This is a genomic window from Streptomyces sp. CoH27 (genome assembly GCF_020181035.1).
GTDB classification, from domain to species: Bacteria; Actinomycetota; Actinomycetes; order Streptomycetales; family Streptomycetaceae; genus Streptomyces; species Streptomyces camelliae.
The window spans coordinates 366,007-383,910 of the sequence record NZ_JAIQYY010000004.1 but is presented as its reverse complement, the minus strand read 5'-3'; the positions used below and the strand labels follow the sequence as shown (position 1 = coordinate 383,910).

The following is a 17,904-nucleotide window of genomic DNA, read 5'->3' as shown; positions in this document are numbered from 1 at the left end:
GAGACGATCCAGGAGACTTCGATGGACAACTGGCGCGACCACGCCGTCTGCCGTCACGTGGACCCCGACCTGTTCTTCCCCGTCGGCACCACCGGTCCCGCGCTGGTGCAGACCGAGCGGGCCAAGGCGGTGTGCGGGCTCTGCCCCGCCCGGGAGCCGTGCCTGGACTGGGCGCTGGCGACGGGTCAGGGCACGGGCATCTGGGGCGGTACGACCGAGACGGAGCGCCGGGCGCTGCGGCGCCGGACCCCTTCCCGGCCACGTCTGCGCTGACCGCGCACCCGCGGCCGTCAGGGCTGGGCGCCGACCGGGGTGCCGCCGGACGGGTCGTCGCCAGGCAGGCCGGTGCCGGGCAGGTCGGTGCCGGGCAGGTCGGTGCCGATCGGGTCGTCGCCAGGCAGGCCGCTGCCAGGCAGGCCGGTGCCAGGCAGGCCGGTGCCGATCGGGTCGTCGCCGGGCGGTTCGGTGCCGGGCAGTCGCAGGGTGAAGGCCGCGCCCCCGCCCGGCTCGCTCGCGGCCGTCACGATGCCGCCGTGGGCGGCGACCAGATGGCGCACGATGGGAAGGCCCAGCCCGCTGCCGCCGGTGCGGCGGCTGCGGGACTTCTCGGCACGCCAGAACCGCTCGAAGACATGCGGCAGATCCTCGGCCGCGATGCCCGCCCCGGTGTCGGTGACGGTGACCACGACATCGGTGCCGTCACGGCAGGCGGCCAGCGTGACCGCTCCGTCGGCCGGGGTGTGCCGCAGCGCGTTGGAGACCAGGTTGCCGAGCGCCTGCCGCATCCGCACCGGGTCGGCGTCCAGCCAGGCCGCGGGATCGGCGGCAGTGCGCAGGGCGACCCCGGCGGCGTCGGCGGCGACGCGGTGGGCGGCGGCCACCTGGTCGAACAGGTCGGCGGCGCGCAGCGGTTCGCGGCGCAGCCGCAGGGTGCCGGCGTCGGCCGCGGCGAGGTCCTGGAGGTCGTCGATGATCCGCTGGAGGACGAGCGCCTCCTCGTGCAGGGAGTCCAGCAGAGCCGGTTCGGGTTCCACGACTCCGTCCCGGACGACCTCCAGCCAGCCGCGGATGTTGGTGAGCGGGCTGCGCAGTTCGTGGGCGATGTCGCTGACCATCGCCCTGCGCTGGGCCTCCAGACGTGCGCGGCGCTCGGTCAGGTCGTTGAAGGCCTCCGCGAGGATGCCGGTCTCGTCCCGGGTGGTCACCGGCACCCGTATGTGCAGCTCGGGCGGTGCTCCCGCGGCCTCGGTCAGCGCGCGCAGGGGCCGTACCAGCCGGATCGCGACGACGGCGGTCACGGCGACGGTGACGGCGAGGACGAGTCCGGCCGCGCCGATCACCTTGGCCTTGTTGGCCGTCGACATGTCGAAGCGGGACGGGCTCTGGTCACCGATGCCGAGGAACAGGTCCGCCACCGGGGCGACGTAGGGCTCCAGTTGGGTGCGCCGGGCGGTCAGGACGCACCGCTGGGCCGCGCGTGCCGTCGCCGCCTTGCCCGCCTTGGCGTACTTGGCGACGAGGTAGCCGCCGCCGAAGGGGTCCTTGCCGCTGGGGTCGTAGGTGAGGAACAGCGGGCCTTCGAGGTCCAGCCCGGCCTGTTTCAGACAGGGGCGGGCGAGGTCCGTGAGCGCGTCCAGGGCCCTGTGCTCGGTCGGGGTGGGCGTGTTCAGCTGTCCGTCCTCGCACGCCGTGACGCCGTAGCCGGCGGGGTCGGTGCCGTCCGAGCCGGAGACGACGGGCCGCCCGCTCGCCGTGCGGACCACGGTGGCCTGGAGACCGAAGCGCTCGTAGCACCGCTTGCGCGCGGCGGCCAGCGCGTCCAGCTTCGCCTGTTCCGCCGCCGGGAGCCGGTAAGGGCCGACCACGCGTGGGTCGATGCCGCTGAGCTGGGCACCAGTCTCGCTGTAGGTGTCGGTGCGCAGCGGGTCGACGGTGGCGGCAGGCCGGGGTGGCAGCGGGGTGCCACGGGGCGCGGAGTCGGCGACCGGGGTGCGGTCGGCGGTGGTGAGCGCGATCCGGCGGCCGGTCTTCACGGCCAGCTCCCGCACGGTGCGCCGGACCCCGGACCAGTCGGCGTGGGTGGCGGCGTACCCGCTGAGCTGGGCCAGGATGCTGTTGTCGGCCGCAAGATCCTGGCCCTGCTCCTCCTTCAGGGCGCTGGTCGTCGTCGTGACCGCCAGCCAGGCGGTGGCGGCCACCGAGCAGACGGCGATCAGGGCGGAGACGAACAGCAGCCGGACGAGCAGCCGTTTGCGGAGCGGGATCCGACGCTTCACGCCCGCTTCCCGCCCCGGCCGGGACAGCCCACGCGTCACCGGCGTCCCCTGCCCCGCCCCCGGCTCCCGGTGTTTCACGGCCGTGTGCCGGTCAGCTTGTAGCCGACGCCGAAGACCGTCAGCAGGCGGACCGGATGGCGGGGGTCGGGCTCGATCTTGCGGCGGAGGTTCATGATGTGGACGTCGACGGCCCGTTCGGTGGAGGCCCGGTCGAAGCCGCGGGTGCAGTGCAGCAGTTGCCGCCGGGTGAACACCCGCTCCGGCTCGCCCGCCATGGCCAGCAGGATCTGGAACTCGGCGGGCGTGCACTCCACCGGCACACCGTCGCAGCGCACCTCGTGCCGCTCGGGGTCGACGCTGATCCCGGCGGCCCGGACGACGAGGTCGCCGTCCCGGGCTCCGGTGCCGCGTCCGCTGCGCCGGAGCACCGTGCGGATGCGGGCCATCAGCTCGCGCGGGCTGTACGGCTTGGTCATGTAGTCGTCGGCGCCCAGTTCGAGGCCGAGCAGCACGTCGTCCTCGGCGGAGCGGGCGGTGAGCATGACGACCGGGATCTCCGGGTCCTCGCCGCCGCGCAGCATCCGGCACACGCCGAAGCCGTCGACGACCGGGAGCATCAGGTCCAGGACGACGAGGTCGGGGCGCAGCCGGCGGGCGGCGTCCAGCGCGGCGGCGCCGTCGTGCACCACCGTCGCGGTGTGTCCCTCGGCCAGCAGGGTGCGGCGGATCAGCTCGGCCTGTTTCTCGTCGTCCTCGGCGACCAGCACATGTGCGCACACGAGTGCGGATCCTAGGCGGCCCGCCGGTCGGCTCCGCCGCCGCAGCCGGTGGACAGCAGCGGGGAGGCGGGGAACGCGACGGCGGTTCTGCGCTGGATCATGGCGCCGACCTTGGCCGACACTTGTTTGGAACCGGTGAGGATTCAGGCCTTGTTCGGCTTGCCTTTGGTGAACAGCCAGGTGTGGAACAGCCCGTCCAGCCGCTTTCCGGACAGCCGCTCGGCCAGGTCCGTGAACTGTGCGGTCGTACCGTGGCCGTCGCGGTGGCCGGTCGCCCAGGCGCGCAGGATCCTGAAGAAGTCCCGGTCCCCGACCGCCCTGCGCAGTTCGTGCAGGGCCATGGCGCCGCGCGAGTAGACGGGCGTGCCGAAGATGTTCTTGCCGCTGCCCGGATCGGCCGGCGGGTAGGCCCACAGCGCGTCGCTCGCCGGGGAGGCGTAGAGGGCGTCGAAGGTCTTCTGGGTGCTGTCGCCGCCGTGCTGTTCGCTGTACAGCCACTCGGCGTAGGTGGCGAAGCCCTCGTTGAGCCAGACGTCCTTCCAGGACGTCAGCGAGACGGAGTCGCCGAACCACTGGTGAGCGCTCTCGTGGACGAGGGTGGTCAGGTCGGGCGCGGAGTCGTACACCGGCCGGGTCTGGGTCTCCAGCGCGTAGCCGATGTCCGGGGCGTGGTCGACGATCGCCCCGGCGGAGCGATACGGGTACGGCCCGAACAGCTTGCTCTCCCAGGCGAGGACGGCCGGCAGCTGCTTCAGCACCGGCGCGGCGGCGGACGCCTCACGCGGGTCGACGGCGTTGTAGATCTGGATGCCGTCGGGGGTGGTGGAGCGCTCGACCTTGAAGGTGCCGATGGTCGCGGTGGCCAGATAGGCGGCCATCGGGCGGGTCTCGCGCCAGTGGAACGTCGTCTGCCCGTGCGCGGTGTGCTCGGAGAGCAGTTCGCCGTTGGCGACGGCCGTGCGCCCCTGCGGGACGGTGAGCGTGAAGTCGTACGACGACTTGTCCCTGGGGTGTGCGTCGGCCGGGAACCAGCTCATCGCGCCTTGCGGCTCGCCCGCCACGAACGCGCCGTCGTCGGTGGGGATCCAGCCGTCCTGGGAGCCGTCGGGGTCGGTGACCGGCGCCGGCGTGCCCTGGTAGGTGACGGCGACCTGGAACGCGCCTCCGGCGGGCAGGGTGCGGGGCGGGGTGACGACGAGTTCCTGGCCGTCGCGGCGGAACGTGGCCGGGGTGCGGTCGACGGTGACGCCGGTGACGGTCAGGCCCGCGAGGTCGAGGTCGAAGCGGCTCAGCCGCTGGGTGGCGCGGGCGCTGAGGACCGCTGTGCCGTCGAGGTGCCGGGTCGTGGTGTCGTAGCGCAGCGTCAGGTCGTAGTGCCGGACGTGGTAGCCGCCGTTGCCGCTGAGCGGGAAGTAGGGGTCGCCCGCGCCGGGCGCGCCGGCAGTGCCGGGTGCCGTGGGCCCGGTGGTGCCGGTGAGGGCCGCGAGGACGACGGGGACGGAGGCGAGGACCGCGCGGCGGCGCGAGGCAGTGGTACGGCGCCGGGCGGGCTGTCTGCGGAATGGCGTCACATGCGCTCCTCGGGGAGTGGCCGGTGATCGTCTGGCCGCCCAGCGTAGGGCGCGGCCCGGTCCTGGTGATCCGCTCCTTCAGGTCACGTTACGCCGCGTCGCGGCCGGCGGCCGAGCGCACCGGGGTCAGGCTCACGGCGCCGTCCGCGACCCGAGAGGGGCCGAAGCGAGCGTACGTGTGCGCCGGATCCACGGCGAGCCCACCCGACGACGGCTCTGCGGGTGCTGGTCGAGCGGGTACGAGGAGTTCCGCAGCCGCTACGAGGCGGAGCCGGACGCTCCCGAGGCCGCCGAGCTCGTCGACGGCCTGTGCGAGGCGGCCCGCCGCAGGTGCGTGGCCCTGCTGACGGCGTCCAGGACGCCGGAGCAGAGCCACGCGCAGGTCGTGCCGGACCTGCTGAGGGGCTGACGTCAGCCGGTCTGCCGGGCCGCGTGCCGGCCCGCGGCCCGGCCGGAGAACAGACAGCCGCCGAGGAACGTGCCCTCCAGCGCGTTGTAGCCGTGCACCCCGCCGCCGCCGAAGCCGGCCACCTCGCCCGCCGCGTACAGCCCCTCGATCGGGGTGCCGTCGGCGGCCAGGGCGCGGGAGTCGAGGTCGGTCTGGATGCCGCCGAGCGTCTTGCGGGTCAGCACGTGCAGCCGGACGCCGATGAGCGGGCCGGCGGCCGGGTCGAGGATGCGGTGCGGGGTGGCGACGCGGCCGAGCCGGTCCCCGATGTAGCGGCGGGCGTTGCGGATGCCCTGGACCTGGGAGTCCTTGCTGTAGGGGTTGGCGATCTGCAGGTCGCGGGCCTCGATCTGGCGGCGCACCTCCGCCGCGTCGAGAAGAGGCTTCTCGGTGAGGCCGTTCATCTTCTCGACCAGCCGCTCCAGCGTGCCGGCGGTGACGAAGTCCGCGCCCTTGTCGAGAAAGGCCTGCACCGGTCCGGGGGCGCCCTTGCCGAGCAGCCGGTCCTTGAGCACGGCGCCCCGGTCCTTGGCGGTGATGTCGGGGTTCTGCTCGGAGCCGGAGAGCGCGAACTCCTTCTCGATGATCTTCCGGGTGAGGATGAACCAGGAGTGGTCGTACCCGGCGATGTCCTCGGTGGTGCGCAGGTGCTTGAGGGTGTTGAGGGTGTCGTAGCCCGGCAGGCAGGGGTCGGGCAGCCGGCGGCCGAGGGCGTCCAGCCAGATGGAGGACGGGCCGGGCAGGATGCGGATGCCGTGGCCGGGCCAGATCGGGTCCCAGTTCTGCAGACCCTCGGTGTAGTGCCACATGCGGTCCCGGTTGACCAGGCGGACGCCCGCCCCGGCGCTGATGTCGAGCATGCGGCCGTCGACGTAGGCGGGGACGCCGGTGACCATTTCGGTGGGCGGGGTGCCGAGCCGCGCGGGCCAGTGGCGGCGGACGATGTCGTGGTTGGCGCCGATGCCGCCGGTGGTGACGACGACCGCCTGGGCGGTGAGTTCGAAGTCGCCGGCGCGGTCGCGGCTGGAGGCCACCCCGCGCGGCGAACGGTCCTCGGCGAGCACCGTGCCGCGCACCCCGCGGGCCGTGCCGTCCTCGATGACCAGCTCGTCCACCTGGTGGCGGTGGTGGAAGGTGAGCAGCCCGTCCCGGGCGGCCTGGCGGGCGTACGTGACGAAGGGCTCGACCACGCCGGTGCCGGTGCCCCAGGCGATGTGGAAGCGGGGGACGGAGTTGCCGTGCCCGTTCGCCCTCAGGTCGCCGCGTTCGGCCCAGCCGACGGTCGGCAGCAGCTCGATGCCGTGGCCCTGGAGCCAGGAGCGCTTCTCGCCGGCCGCGAACTCGACGTAGGCGCGGGCCCAGCGCACCGCCCAGGCGTCCTCGTCGTCCAGCCGGTCGAACCGCGCGCTGCCCTGCCAGTCGTTCCAGGCGAGGTCGAAGGAGTCCTTGATGCCGAGGCGGCGCTGCTCGGGGGAGTCGACGAGGAAGAGCCCGCCGAAGGACCAGAACGCCTGGCCGCCGAGGTTGGCGGCGTTCTCCTGGTCGACCAGGGCCACCCGGCGGCCCCGGCTGGTGAGTTCGTGCGCCGCGACCAGGCCGGCGAGGCCCGCTCCGACGACGATGACGTCCGCGTCCATGGCGACTGTGTCCTTCCTGAGGGTGCTCGGAGGGTGCTCATACGGGGGTGCGGCTGCCGTCGGTCAGCAGCGCGGTGAGCAGCTGCTTCAGCCAGGTCCGCGCGGCCTCGACGTCCTTGTCGAGCAGCAGCTGGGTGGTGACCCCGTCGTACGCGGCGACCACGGCGTGCGCGGCGCCGTCCACGTCGCCGAGCACGGCGGGCAGTTCGGTGTGGCCACGGGCCCGGAAGAGCCGGTCGGCTACGGCCTCGCGGAGCCGGGCGCGATGGTCGAGGAGGGCCCGGGCGACCGCCGGGTCCCGGGCCGCGTGCACCAGGAAGTCGGTCTTGACCAGCAGCCAGTCCACGTCGAGCAGCAGCACCTCGGTGACCCGGTCCACGGAGGCCGGCACGTCGAGGTCGGGTCCGTCCTGGGCGAGGGCATCGGCGACCTGGGCGGCGATGAGGTCGGCGCGCTCCTGGTAGAGCGCGAAGAACAGCTCGTCGAGGGTGGCGAAGTTCGAGTAGAAGGCGCCGCGGCTGTAGCCGGCCGCCTCGCAGATCTCCTCGATGGAGACCCGCCCGAAGCCTTTGGCGGCGAACACCTCGAACGCGGCGTCGAGCAGCCGGGCGCGCGTGGCGACCCGGCGCCGGGTGACGCGCTTGGGTGTGTCGTTCATCGGTACCGGCTCCTCCGCCCCTCGTTCGATACGGGAATGTATCCGATACATCGATGTATCGAAAGAGCGCGATGACCTCTTCTCACAAAAAGAGCAGATGGGAACGCATTTTCGATTAAGGAGTACGCTGGGCTCATGTCCACGCACCTCCAGGGCTCCCTGTTCGACCAGACCGACGAGCTGCGGCTCGGCCCGCTCGACGGGCTGCGCCGGACCGGACTGTCCGCCGGTGCCTGGATCGATGTGCTGCCGGGCTGGCTCAGCGGCGCCGACGCCCTGTTCGAGCGGCTGGCGGCGGACGTGCCGTGGCGGGCCGAGCGCCGGAAGATGTACGACAACGTGGTGGCTGTACCGCGCCTGCTGGCCTTCTACGCGGCCGAGGACCCCCTCCCCCATCCGGTACTGGCCGAGGCGCGCGAGGCCCTGTCCCGGCACTATGCCGAGGAACTGGGCGAACCGTTCGCCACCGCCGGGCTGTGCTTCTACCGGGACGGCCGGGACAGCGTGGCCTGGCACGGGGACCGGATCGGGCGGGGCGCCCGCGAGGACACGATGGTCGCGATCCTCTCCGTCGGCGCACCCCGGGACCTGCTGCTGCGGCCCGCCGGCGGAGGCGGTGCGACCGTGCGGCGCCCGCTCGGGCACGGCGACCTGATCGTGATGGGCGGCTCCTGCCAGCGCACGTGGGAGCACTGCGTACCGAAGAGCGCGCGGGCCACGGGACCGCGCATCAGCGTGCAGTTCCGGCCGAGGGGCGTGCTGTGACGTGTCCCGCGACCGCTTGCACCTGACGGTGCCCCATCTGGTTGGCTGTCCCGAGACGATCAGCGGCCACCAGGGCGGGATGAGCATGCGGGCAGAAGTACAGCAAGTCGCCGACGGCACATATCTGGTGCACGGCAACAACGTCAACTGGGTGATCCTCAAGGACGGGGACGCCGTCACCCTCGTGGACACCGGCTACCCCGGCGACCGGCAGGGGGTCCTGGAGTCCCTCGCGGCGGTCGGCAGTGCACCGGAGGCGGTCGCCGCCGTGCTGATCACCCACGCGCACAACGACCACCTGGGCTCGGCAGAGTATCTGCGCGCCGCCCACGGCACCCCCGTCCATCTGCATCCCGTCGAAGTCCCGCACGCGCGCCGGGAGTTCCTGCAGCAGGCCACCATCGGCGACGTGGTGCGCAACATCTGGCGGCCGGGTGTGCTGCCCTGGGCGGTGCACACGATCCGGGTCGGCGGCACCGAGCAGCACCCCGTCACCGCCCCCGAGCCGTTCCCGGCCGAGGGCCCGCTGGACCTGCCCGGCCGCCCGGTGCCCGTGCACACCCCGGGCCACACCGACGGCCACTGCGTCTACCACCTGCCCGACGCGGGGATCGTGATCTCCGGCGACGCGCTGGTCACCGGGCACGCGATCTCGCAGGTCAAGGGGCCGCAGCTGCTGACCGACTTCTTCCACCACGACCGCCCCCAGGCGATCGCCTCCCTGAAGCTGATCGGCGAGCTGACGGGCGACACCCTGCTGCCGGGGCACGGGCCGGTCCACCGGGGTCCCGTGCGCGCGGCGGCCGAGCAGGCCCTGGAGCGGGCCTCCTAGAACGCGGGAGCGGGCTCCTGGAACCGGGGAGGCACCCGCCGCAACCGGGGAAGGGGCCTGCTGGGACTCCGGCGCGGGGCCTTAGGGTTCGTGTCATGGCCTTGCAGATCAGCGCCACGAACCCGGAGCACCCCGCGCTCCTGCTCGCCCTGCCCTGGGACGTGCCCCTGGAGGAGTGGCCCGAGGAGTACCTCGTCCCGCTCCCGAGGGGCATCTCCCGGCACGTGGTGCGCTATGCGCACGCCGGTGACGAGGTGATCGCCGTCAAGGAGCTGGCCGAGCGGCCCGCGCTGCGCGAGTACGAGCTGCTGCGCGACCTCGACCGGCTCGGCATCCCGGCCGTCGACCCGCTCGCGGTGATCACCGGCCGCACCGACCACGCTGGCGCACCGCTGGAGCCGGTCCTGGTCACCCGGCACCTGCGCGGCTCGCTGCCGTACCGCTCGATGTTCGAGACGACCATGCGTCCCGCGACCATGCACCGGCTGATGGACGCCCTCGCGGTGCTGCTGGTCCGCCTGCACCTGGCCGGCTTCGCGTGGGGCGACTGCTCGCTGTCCAACACGCTGTTCCGGCGGGACGCGGGCGCCTACGCCGCCTATCTGGTCGACGCCGAGACAGGCGACCTGCACCCGCAGCTGAGCCCCGGGCAGCGGGAGTACGACCTCGATCTGGCCCGGGTGAACATCAGCGGCGAGCTGCTGGATCTGGAGGCGTCCGGCGCGCTGCACCCGTCCGTCGACGCGGTGGAGTTCGGGCACGAGATCTGCACCCGGTACGAGGGGCTCTGGCAGGAGCTGACCCGCACCTCGGTGTACCCGGCGGGCAAGTACCAGTACATCGAACGCCGGATCCGCCGGCTGAACGAGCTGGGCTTCGACGTGGCCGAGATGCAGATCGAGCACTCCTCCAACGGGGACTCGGTCACCTTCGTGCCGAAGGTCGTCGACGCCGGCCACCACCAGCGCCAGCTGCTGCGGCTGACCGGCCTGGACACCGAGGAGAACCAGGCGCGGCGGCTGCTGAGCGACCTGGAGAGCTGGATGGCCACCCAGGACGACTACGCCCCCGGTGATCCCCTTGCCGCCCGCCCCGAGGTCCTCGCCCACCGCTGGGTCCGGGACGTGTTCCGGCCCACCGTGCGGGCCGTGCCGCCCGAGCTGCGCGGCGCCATGGACCCGGCGGAGATCTACCACGAACTCCTGGAGCACCGCTGGTACCTGTCCGAGCGCGCGCAGCACGACATCGGCCTGGACACGGCCGTCCAGGACTACATCGCCAACGTCCTGCCGAAGGCGCGGGCGACCCTGGAGCCGACCGCACCCGAGTAGCTCACTCGTGCGGGACCACGGCGACCGGGCACTCGGCGTGGTGCAGCACCCCGTGCGCGACCGAGCCGATCCGGGCGCCCACGGCCGAACGGTGCGCCCGCCGGCCGACGACCAGCAGCTGGGCCCGCGCGGCCGCCGAGAGCAGCACCTGGCCCGCGCTGCCCATCTCGACGTGCTCGGTCACCGGAACGCCGGGGAACCGCTCCCGCCACGGCCCGAGGGCCGCGCTGAGCGCCTCCTTCTCGTACGGTTCCAGACCGCCGGCGTCGTCCAGCAGCTTGAGCGATCCGGGGCTGTAGGCGAAGACCGGCGGCAGCGTCCACGCCCGTACGGCCCGCACGCCGGCGCCGCGGGCCGCCGCCGTCTCGAAGGCGAAGCGCAGCACGGCCGCACTGTCCTCGCTGTCGCCGTGCTGGCCGACGACGACGTCCCGTCCGGCCGCCTCGGCCGCGGGCCTGTCCTCGGCGCGGACCAGGACCACGGGCCGTGCCGTGCCGGCGATCACCTGCTGGCCGACCGAGCCGAGCAGGAAACCGACGACGGGCCCGTGTCCGCGCGAGCCCAGCACCAGCATCTCGGCGTCCGCCGCCGCGCGGACCAGCGCGTGCACGGGCTCGCCCTCGACGACGTCGACGGTCGTGGCGAGCTGCGGATGCCGCTCGGCGACGGCCCGCACGGCCTCGGTCACCGCGTCCGACGCCCACCCCCGCTGGGTGCAGCGGTCGGCCGTGGCGAGCTGCTCGGCGTAGCGCCACGCGTGCACCACGCGCAGCGGCAGCCCCCGGCGTACGGCCTCCCGGCCGGCCCACGCCAGCGCGGCCAGGCTCTCCTGCGAACCGTCCACCCCTGCCGTGATCGGGCGTGTCATGCGTGGGCCTCCTCGTCGTCGCGGCGCGTCTCGCGCTGCCGGTGCCCGGGGCCGGGCAGCGGCACGCACGGCAACGATCATCCCCCGCGGGGCACCGCGCACGCCGTACGGCGCGGTCCCCGTCCCATCCCGGGGCGAACCGGAGCGATCGAACATACGATGGCGGGGAACCGGTGCGGCGGTCCCCACGACGCCGGGCCGCGGGAACCGATGCTCGGGGTGGGAGACGTATGGCACAGGCCGCCGATACCGCGCGGACCGTCATCCTGACCGTGGACGACGACCCGGGAGTCTCCCGTGCCGTCGCCCGCGATCTGCGGCGGCGCTACGGCGAGTCGTACCGGATCGTGCGCGCGGAGTCCGGCGCGTCCGCGCTGGAGGCGCTGCGCGAGCTGAAACTGCGCGGCGACCTGGTGGCCGTGATCCTGGCCGACTACCGCATGCCGCAGATGAACGGCATCGAGTTCCTGGAGCAGGCGCTCGACGTGTATCCGGGGGCACGGCGGGTGCTGCTGACCGCGTACGCGGACACCAACGCGGCGATCGACGCGATCAACGTCGTCGACCTCGACCACTATCTGCTCAAGCCCTGGGACCCGCCGGAGGAGAAGCTCTACCCGGTCCTGGACGACCTGCTGGAGGCCTGGCGGACCAGCGCCTACCGGCCCGTGCCCAGCACCAAGGTGGTCGGGCACCGCTGGTCGGCGCGGTCGTCGGACGTGCGCGAGTTCCTGGCCCGCAACCAGGTGCCGTACCGCTGGTACTCGGTGGACGAGCCGGAGGGGCAGCGGCTGCTGAGCGCCGCCGGGCAGGACGGGCGGCGGCTGCCGCTGGTGATCACCCCGGACGGCACCGCCCTGGTCGAGCCGGAGGCGCCGGAACTGGCCGCGCAGGTGGGGCTGGCGACGACACCCACGGCCGACTTCTACGACCTGATCGTCATCGGCGGCGGGCCCGCCGGGCTCGGCGCAGCCGTGTACGGGGCCTCCGAGGGGCTCAGGACCGTGCTGGTGGAGCGCTCGGCGACCGGCGGACAGGCCGGGCAGAGCTCCCGGATCGAGAACTACCTGGGCTTCCCGGACGGCGTCTCCGGCGCCCAGCTCACCGACCGGGCGCGGCGCCAGGCGGCCAAGTTCGGCGCCGAGATCCTGACCGCGCGGGAGGTGACCGGCCTGGAGGTCAACGGCCCCGCCCGCGTCGTACGGTTCGCGGACGGCACGGCGATCGCCGCGCACAGCGTGATCCTCGCGACCGGCGTGCAGTACCGTCAGCTGGAGGCCGCCGGCTGCGTCGATCTGACGGGCTGCGGGGTGTTCTACGGCTCGGCGCTGACCGAGGCGTCCGCCTGTCAGGGGCAGGACGTGTACATCGTCGGGGGCGCCAACTCGGCGGGCCAGGCGGCGATGTATCTGTCCCGGGGCGCGAAGTCGGTGACCCTGCTGGTGCGTGGACCCGACCTGTCGGCCTCGATGTCGCACTACCTGATCCAGCAGATCAATGAGGCGCCGAACATCTCCGTGCGCCCGCACACGGCCGTGACCGCGGCGCACGGCTCGGACCACCTGGAGCAGCTCACGCTGCGGGACACGGCGACCGGCGAGAGCGAACGGGTCGACGCCCAGTGGATGTTCGTGTTCATCGGCGCCGCCCCGCTGACCGACTGGCTGGGCGATGCGGTGCTGCGCGACGAGCGCGGGTTCATCCTGGCCGGGCCCGATCTGACCGCCGACGGGCGGCCGCCGGCCGGCTGGGAGCTGGACCGGGCGCCGTACCACCTGGAGACCAGCGTCCCGGGCGTGTTCGTGGCGGGCGACGCCCGTGCCGAGTCCGCCAAGCGGGTCGCGTCCGCCGTCGGAGAGGGAGCCATGGCCGTGATGCTCGTCCACCGGTATCTGGAGCAGTCATGAGCGGGCGGATCATGCCGTGCAGCCCCAAGGAGATCGGCTCGCTGTTCCTCTTCGAGAAGCTGAGCCCCGAACAGCTCGGGCGGCTGTGCAGCGACGGGCGTGTGGAGCTGTTCGAGCCCGGCCCGGTGTACACCGAGGGCGACGCCGCCACCTGCTTCTTCGTGATGATCGAGGGCACGGTGGTGCTCTCCCGCCGGGTCGGCGGCGACGACGTGGAGGTCATCCGTGCCTCCCAGCCCGGGGTGTACGCGGGCGCGATGCAGGCCTATCTCGGTGACCGGGTACGGCAGGTGTACAACAACTCGATGCGGGTGACGGAGCCGACCCGGTTCTTCGTGCTGCCGGCGGACGTCTTCGCGGAGGTCATGACCGACTGGTTCCCGATGGCCGTGCATCTGCTGGAGGGGCTGTTCTTCGGGTCGAAGAGCACCCAGGCGGCGATCGGGCAGCGGGAGCGGCTGCTGGCGCTCGGCTCGCTGTCGGCGGGGCTCACGCACGAGCTCAACAACCCCGCGGCGGCGGCCGTACGGGCCACGGCCACGCTGCGCGAACGGGTCGCGAAGATGCGGCACAAGCTCGCCGTGATCGCCGAAGGTCCCTTCTCCCGCGACCAGTTGGCGGGCCTGATCGAGATCCAGGAGCGCACCGCGGAGCGGGTCGCCAAGGCCCCGGTGCTCAGTCCGCTGGAGGCCGCCGACCGGGAGGACCTGCTCACCGACTGGCTGGAGGATCACGGCATCGACTACGGCTGGCAGCTGGCGCCGACGTTCGTGCAGGCCGGGCTCGATGTCGACTGGCTGGAGCAGGTCGCGGCGGCCGTCGACGAGGAGATCCTGCCCGGGGCGGTCGCCTGGCTCAACTACACCATCGAGACCGAGCTGTTGATGAGCGAGATCGAGGACTCCACCACCCGGATCTCGCATCTCGTCGACGCGGCCAAGCAGTACTCGCAGCTGGACCGGGCCCCCTACCGGGTGGTCGACGTGCACGAACTCCTCGACAGCACCCTGCTGATGCTCTCCGGCAAGATCGGCTCGGGCATCGAGGTCGTCAAGGAGTACGACCGCACGCTCCCGCCGGTGCCCGCCTATCCGGCGGAGCTGAACCAGGTGTGGACCAACCTGATCGACAACGCGGTCTCCGCCATGAACGGCTCGGGCGGCACGGGCACGTTGACCGTGCGGTCGGCGCTCGACCACGAACGGCTGCTGGTGGAGTTCCGGGACACCGGACCCGGGGTGCCGGCGGAGATCAAGGACCGGATCTTCGACCCGTTCTTCACCACGAAGCCGGTCGGCGAGGGCACCGGGCTGGGCCTGGACATCTCCTGGCGGATCGTCGTCAACAAGCACCACGGCACGCTGCGTGTGGAGTCGGTGCCCGGCGACACCCGCTTCCAGGTGCTGCTCCCGCTGACCGCCGAGACACCGGAAGAGGACGCGCAGGAAGCCGAGGAACGCGTATGAACGACGTCGAGGGACTCGACCCGACCGCCGCGCCCAGCGGCACCGGGTGCCTGGAGTGCGAGGAGGCCGGCGGCTGGTGGTTCCACCTGCGCCGCTGCGCGCAGTGCGGGCACGTCGGCTGCTGCGACGACTCCCCCGCCAAGCACGCCACCGCCCACTACCACGCCACCGGGCACCCGGTGATCCGGAGCTTCGAGCCGGGCGAGGAGTGGTTCTGGAACTACGCCACGGACGAGCTGTACGCCTCGGGGCCCGAACTGGCCCCGCCGGCCAGCCATCCGGCCGACCAGCCGGTACCGGGCCCGGCGGGACGGGTGCCGGCGAACTGGGCGGAGACGCTGCGCTGATCCGTACCCGGCCGCACGCACGGCGTTGTCGGTGGCCCGTGTCACGATAGGCGCGTGTCACAGACCGTCTTCACTGCGCCGCCGTTGATCGGGCGGGACGAGGAACTGGCCCGGCTCCTGGGCGTGCTGGAGCGTGCCCGGGGCGGTGAGGCGCGGGGTGTGCTGGTCGCCGGGGACGCGGGGGTCGGCAAGACGCGGCTGCTGGACGAGGTCGCCGGGCGGGCGGCGCGGGCGGGGACGACCGTCGTCACCGGGCACTGCGTGGACCTTGGGGACGTCGGCCTGCCGTATCTGCCGTTCACCGAGATCCTCGGCGCGCTCGCGGCCGACGCGCGCTTCACGTCCGTGCTGGCCGCGCATCCGGTGGTGGACCGGCTGCTGGGCGCGGGCACGGACGCGGCGGACGGTCCGGACGGCCGGCTGCGGCTGTTCGAGGACGTCGCCGGGCTGCTGGCCGAACTGGCCGCCGTGGCACCGCTGCTGCTCGTCCTGGAGGATCTGCACTGGGCCGACCAGTCGTCCCGGGACCTGCTGCGCTTCCTGCTCAGCCGGGGCATGCTGCACCGGCCGGGCAGCAGCGTCCCCGGCCGGCGCCTGACGGTCCTCGCCTCGTACCGGGCGGACGATCTGCACCGCCGCCACCCCCTGCGACCGCTGCTCGCCGAGCTGGTCCGGCTGCCGGCCGTGGAGCGGCTGGAGCTGCGGCCGCTGCCGGACCCGGAGGTCGCGCGGCTGGTCCGGGCCCTGGAGGACCGTCCGCTGTCGGAGTCCGTCGTACGCGGCATCGTGGCCCGCGCGGAGGGCAACGCGTTCTACGCGCAGGAGCTGTTCGCGGCTGCCGGCGCCGACTGCGGCGGGGTGCCGAGCGGGCTCGCGGATCTGCTGCTCATCCGGGTCGAGCAGCTGTCCGAGACCGCCCAGCAGGTGCTGCGGACCGCCGCGGTGGCCGGGCGCCGGGTGGAGCACGACCTGCTGCGCGATGCCGCCGGGCTCCCGGAGGACGAGCTGGAGGCGGCGCTGCGCGAGGCGGTGGGACGGCAACTGCTCGTCCCCGGACCGGCGGACACCTACGCCTTCCGGCACGCACTGACTCGCGAGGCGGTCTACACCGATCTGCTGCCCGGCGAGCGGTCCCGGCTGCACGGCGCGTACGGCCGGCTGCTCGCCGCGCGGGGCCGGGCCCCGGAGACCGCCGCGGAGCGCGCGCATCACGCCCGCGAGAGCCACGACCTGCCCGGGGCGCTCGCCGCCTGTCTGGAGGCGGCCGACCACGCCCGGCGGCTGGGGGCGCCCGCTGAGGAGCTGCGGCATCTGGAGACCGCCCTGGACCTGTGGCCGTCGGTGCCGGAGCCCGAGCGGCCCGGGGCGGCGGGCCGGGACCGGATCACGCTGACCCTGCGCGCCTCGGCGGCGGCCGCGCACGCCGGGGACGCGCACCGCGCGGTCGCGCTGACCCGTGCCGCGCTCGCCGGGATCGGCCGGGACGCCGACTCCGAACTGGCCGCCCGGGTGCGGTACACCCTCGCGGGGAACCTGCTGAGCGTGGACAGCCTGACGGCGGCGTACCGCTACAGCAGCGAGGCGCTGGCCCTGATCCCCGCCGAGCCGCCGTCCCGGACGTGGGTGTGGGCGGCGGCCACGCATGTCGCGGCGGCCCGGCAGGTCGGCGAGGACGAGACAGCGCTGCGCGTCGCCCGGCAGGCCCTGCCCGTCGCCGAGGATCTGGGCGTGACCGGCGCCCAGGCCGACCTGCTGATCTCCCTCGTCGGCCTCGACGGGGCGAGCCGGGGCACCCGGGAGGGCAGGGAGCGGCTGCACCGGGCCCGGGAGCTGGCCCGCTCCGCCGGGCACGCTCCGGTGGAGATGCGCGCGCTGTTCAACCTGGCTGTCGGCGCCTTCGAGAGCGGTGACCTCGAAGCCTGCCTGTCCCTGCTGGGCGAGGGCCTGGACCGGGCGCGCCGGGCGGGGCTGCTGTCCTCGACGTATCCGCTGGGCCTGCGCTATCTGCGGCTGCTGGCGCTGTACACGCTGGGCCGCTGGGACGAATGCCTGGCCGCCGCGGCCGACCCGGCGGTGCCGGCCCCGGCGAGCGCCGGCTTCGCCGACAGCCCGGTGCTGTACGTGGCGCTGGCACGCGGCGAGGAGAGCGCCGTCGCCGGGGCCCGCGCGCTGCTGGCGGGCCCGTTCGACTGGATGGGCACGCTGGTGGCCGGGGTCGTCCTCACCGACGCGGCCGCGCGGGCCGGCGATCCGCAGGCGGCGGTCGAGCACATGCGGGAGGCGGCCGCGGCCCTGTCCGACGAGACGACGCACCGGCCGGGTGTGCTGGTCCGGCTCGCAGCGCTGTGTCTGACGGCGGTGGCCGACCGCACGGCCGAGCCGCGCCGGGCCGGCGACGACCGGGAGCTCGCCCGCTGGACGGACAAGGCGACCGAACTGGTGGAGCTGGCGCGCGCGACGGCCGCCTCGGGCAAGGAGGGCCGCACGCGGGGCCCGGAGGGGGAGGCCTGGCTGGCCCGCGCCGAGGCGGAGTGGGCGACGGCCGTGTCCGGGCCGGATCCGGCGGCCTGGGCGAAGGCGGTCGCCGCGTTCGGGTACGGCGACGTGTACGAACAGGCCCGCTGCCGGGTCCGGTTCGCCGAGGCGCTGCTCGCCGGGGAGCACCGTACCGAGGCGGCGGAGCAGATACGGCTCGCCCGCGAGACGGCGGCCCGGCTCGGCGCGGCGCCGCTGCTGGAGCAGATCGACGCGCTGTCCCGCCGGGACCACCAGGCCGCTGCCGCTGACGTTGCCCCCACCGTGTCCCTCACCGCCCGGGAGCGGGATGTGCTGCGGCTGCTCGCGCGGGGCCGCAGCAACCGGCAGATCGGCGAGGAGCTGTTCATCACCGGCAAGACGGCGAGCGTGCACGTCTCCAACATCCTGGCCAAGCTGGGCGCGGCGAGCCGTACGGAGGCGGTGGCGATCGCCTACCGCACAGGGCTGATCGCGCCGGAGCCGGCCGGGTCGGGCTGACCGG

The 17,904-nt window shown here is 73.7% G+C and carries 15 protein-coding genes; 9 read left to right on the top strand and 6 right to left on the bottom strand.

Features of this window, described 5'->3' with window-relative positions; all coding sequences use genetic code 11:
• Nucleotides 1-21: 21 nt before the first annotated feature.
• Nucleotides 22-273 carry a WhiB family transcriptional regulator gene (locus LE548_RS08820; RefSeq protein ID WP_225096098.1) on the top strand — a complete coding sequence of 84 codons (252 nt, stop codon included), beginning with the start codon at nt 22-24 and terminating at the stop codon, nt 271-273.
• Nucleotides 274-290: 17 nt separating this feature from the next.
• Here LE548_RS08820 and LE548_RS08815 read toward each other — a convergent pair whose 3' ends face one another.
• The 3 genes from LE548_RS08815 to LE548_RS08805 form a co-directional block, all read right to left on the bottom strand.
• Entirely contained in the window at nt 291-2,276 is a 1,986-nt protein-coding gene (locus LE548_RS08815) for a cell wall metabolism sensor histidine kinase WalK (protein WP_225096097.1), read from the bottom strand.
• A 74-nt stretch (nt 2,277-2,350) separates the two neighbouring features.
• Nucleotides 2,351-3,055, bottom strand: coding sequence for a response regulator transcription factor (locus LE548_RS08810; protein WP_225096096.1), 705 nt, complete (start codon nt 3,053-3,055; stop codon nt 2,351-2,353).
• A 143-nt stretch (nt 3,056-3,198) separates the two neighbouring features.
• Complete coding sequence (locus LE548_RS08805) at nt 3,199-4,626, bottom strand: M1 family metallopeptidase (protein ID WP_225096095.1); 1,428 nt, start codon at nt 4,624-4,626, stop codon at nt 3,199-3,201.
• A gap of 178 nt (nt 4,627-4,804) precedes the next feature.
• Here LE548_RS08805 and LE548_RS45970 point away from each other — a divergent pair, with 178 nt between their 5' ends.
• On the top strand, nt 4,805-5,035 hold the full coding sequence (locus LE548_RS45970; protein ID WP_225096094.1) for a DUF488 family protein: 231 nt from the start codon (nt 4,805-4,807) through the stop codon (nt 5,033-5,035).
• Nucleotides 5,036-5,037: 2 nt separating this feature from the next.
• On the opposite strand, the gene LE548_RS08795 is transcribed toward LE548_RS45970, so the two are convergent.
• Nucleotides 5,038-6,711 (bottom strand): FAD-binding dehydrogenase, encoded by a 1,674-nt coding sequence (locus LE548_RS08795; protein WP_225096093.1) that lies wholly within the window; start codon nt 6,709-6,711, stop codon nt 5,038-5,040.
• 37 nt (nt 6,712-6,748) lie between these two features.
• The gene (locus LE548_RS08790) at nt 6,749-7,369 is read right to left on the bottom strand and encodes a TetR/AcrR family transcriptional regulator (RefSeq protein WP_225096092.1); all 621 of its coding nucleotides are present in this window, start codon (nt 7,367-7,369) and stop codon (nt 6,749-6,751) included.
• A gap of 135 nt (nt 7,370-7,504) precedes the next feature.
• Here LE548_RS08790 and LE548_RS08785 point away from each other — a divergent pair, with 135 nt between their 5' ends.
• From LE548_RS08785 to LE548_RS08775, 3 genes are all read left to right on the top strand, one after another.
• Nucleotides 7,505-8,134, top strand: a complete 630-nt coding sequence (locus tag LE548_RS08785) for an alpha-ketoglutarate-dependent dioxygenase AlkB (RefSeq protein WP_225096091.1) — start codon at nt 7,505-7,507, stop codon at nt 8,132-8,134.
• An 85-nt stretch (nt 8,135-8,219) separates the two neighbouring features.
• Entirely contained in the window at nt 8,220-8,966 is a 747-nt protein-coding gene (locus LE548_RS08780; protein ID WP_225096090.1) for an MBL fold metallo-hydrolase, read from the top strand.
• Between the two features lie 95 nt (nt 8,967-9,061).
• Nucleotides 9,062-10,297, top strand: a complete 1,236-nt coding sequence (locus LE548_RS08775; protein ID WP_225096089.1) for a DUF4032 domain-containing protein — start codon at nt 9,062-9,064, stop codon at nt 10,295-10,297.
• Nucleotide 10,298: 1 nt separating this feature from the next.
• Here the strand turns inward: LE548_RS08775 and LE548_RS08770 are convergent, their stop codons facing one another.
• A complete protein-coding gene (locus LE548_RS08770) occupies nt 10,299-11,165 on the bottom strand; it encodes a universal stress protein (protein WP_225096088.1) in 867 nt (288 codons plus the stop codon).
• 230 nt (nt 11,166-11,395) lie between these two features.
• On the opposite strand from LE548_RS08770, the gene LE548_RS08765 reads away from it, so the two are divergent.
• Genes LE548_RS08765 through LE548_RS08750 form a run of 4 tightly spaced genes read left to right on the top strand, consistent with a single transcriptional unit; the run spans nt 11,396 to nt 17,900 of the window.
• Nucleotides 11,396-13,072 carry an FAD-dependent oxidoreductase gene (locus LE548_RS08765; RefSeq protein WP_225096087.1) on the top strand — a complete coding sequence of 559 codons (1,677 nt, stop codon included), beginning with the start codon at nt 11,396-11,398 and terminating at the stop codon, nt 13,070-13,072.
• Nucleotides 13,069-14,538: an ATP-binding protein gene (locus LE548_RS08760; protein ID WP_225096086.1), complete on the top strand. Its 1,470-nt coding sequence runs from the start codon at nt 13,069-13,071 to the stop codon at nt 14,536-14,538. Before LE548_RS08765 ends, LE548_RS08760 begins: the two co-directional genes overlap by 4 nt.
• Entirely contained in the window at nt 14,535-14,885 is a 351-nt protein-coding gene (locus LE548_RS08755; protein WP_225096085.1) for a UBP-type zinc finger domain-containing protein, read from the top strand. The genes LE548_RS08760 and LE548_RS08755 overlap by 4 nt, the downstream gene beginning before the upstream one ends.
• 54 nt (nt 14,886-14,939) lie before the next feature.
• Nucleotides 14,940-17,900 carry a helix-turn-helix transcriptional regulator gene (locus LE548_RS08750; RefSeq protein ID WP_225096084.1) on the top strand — a complete coding sequence of 987 codons (2,961 nt, stop codon included), beginning with the start codon at nt 14,940-14,942 and terminating at the stop codon, nt 17,898-17,900.
• Nucleotides 17,901-17,904 lie beyond the last annotated feature (4 nt).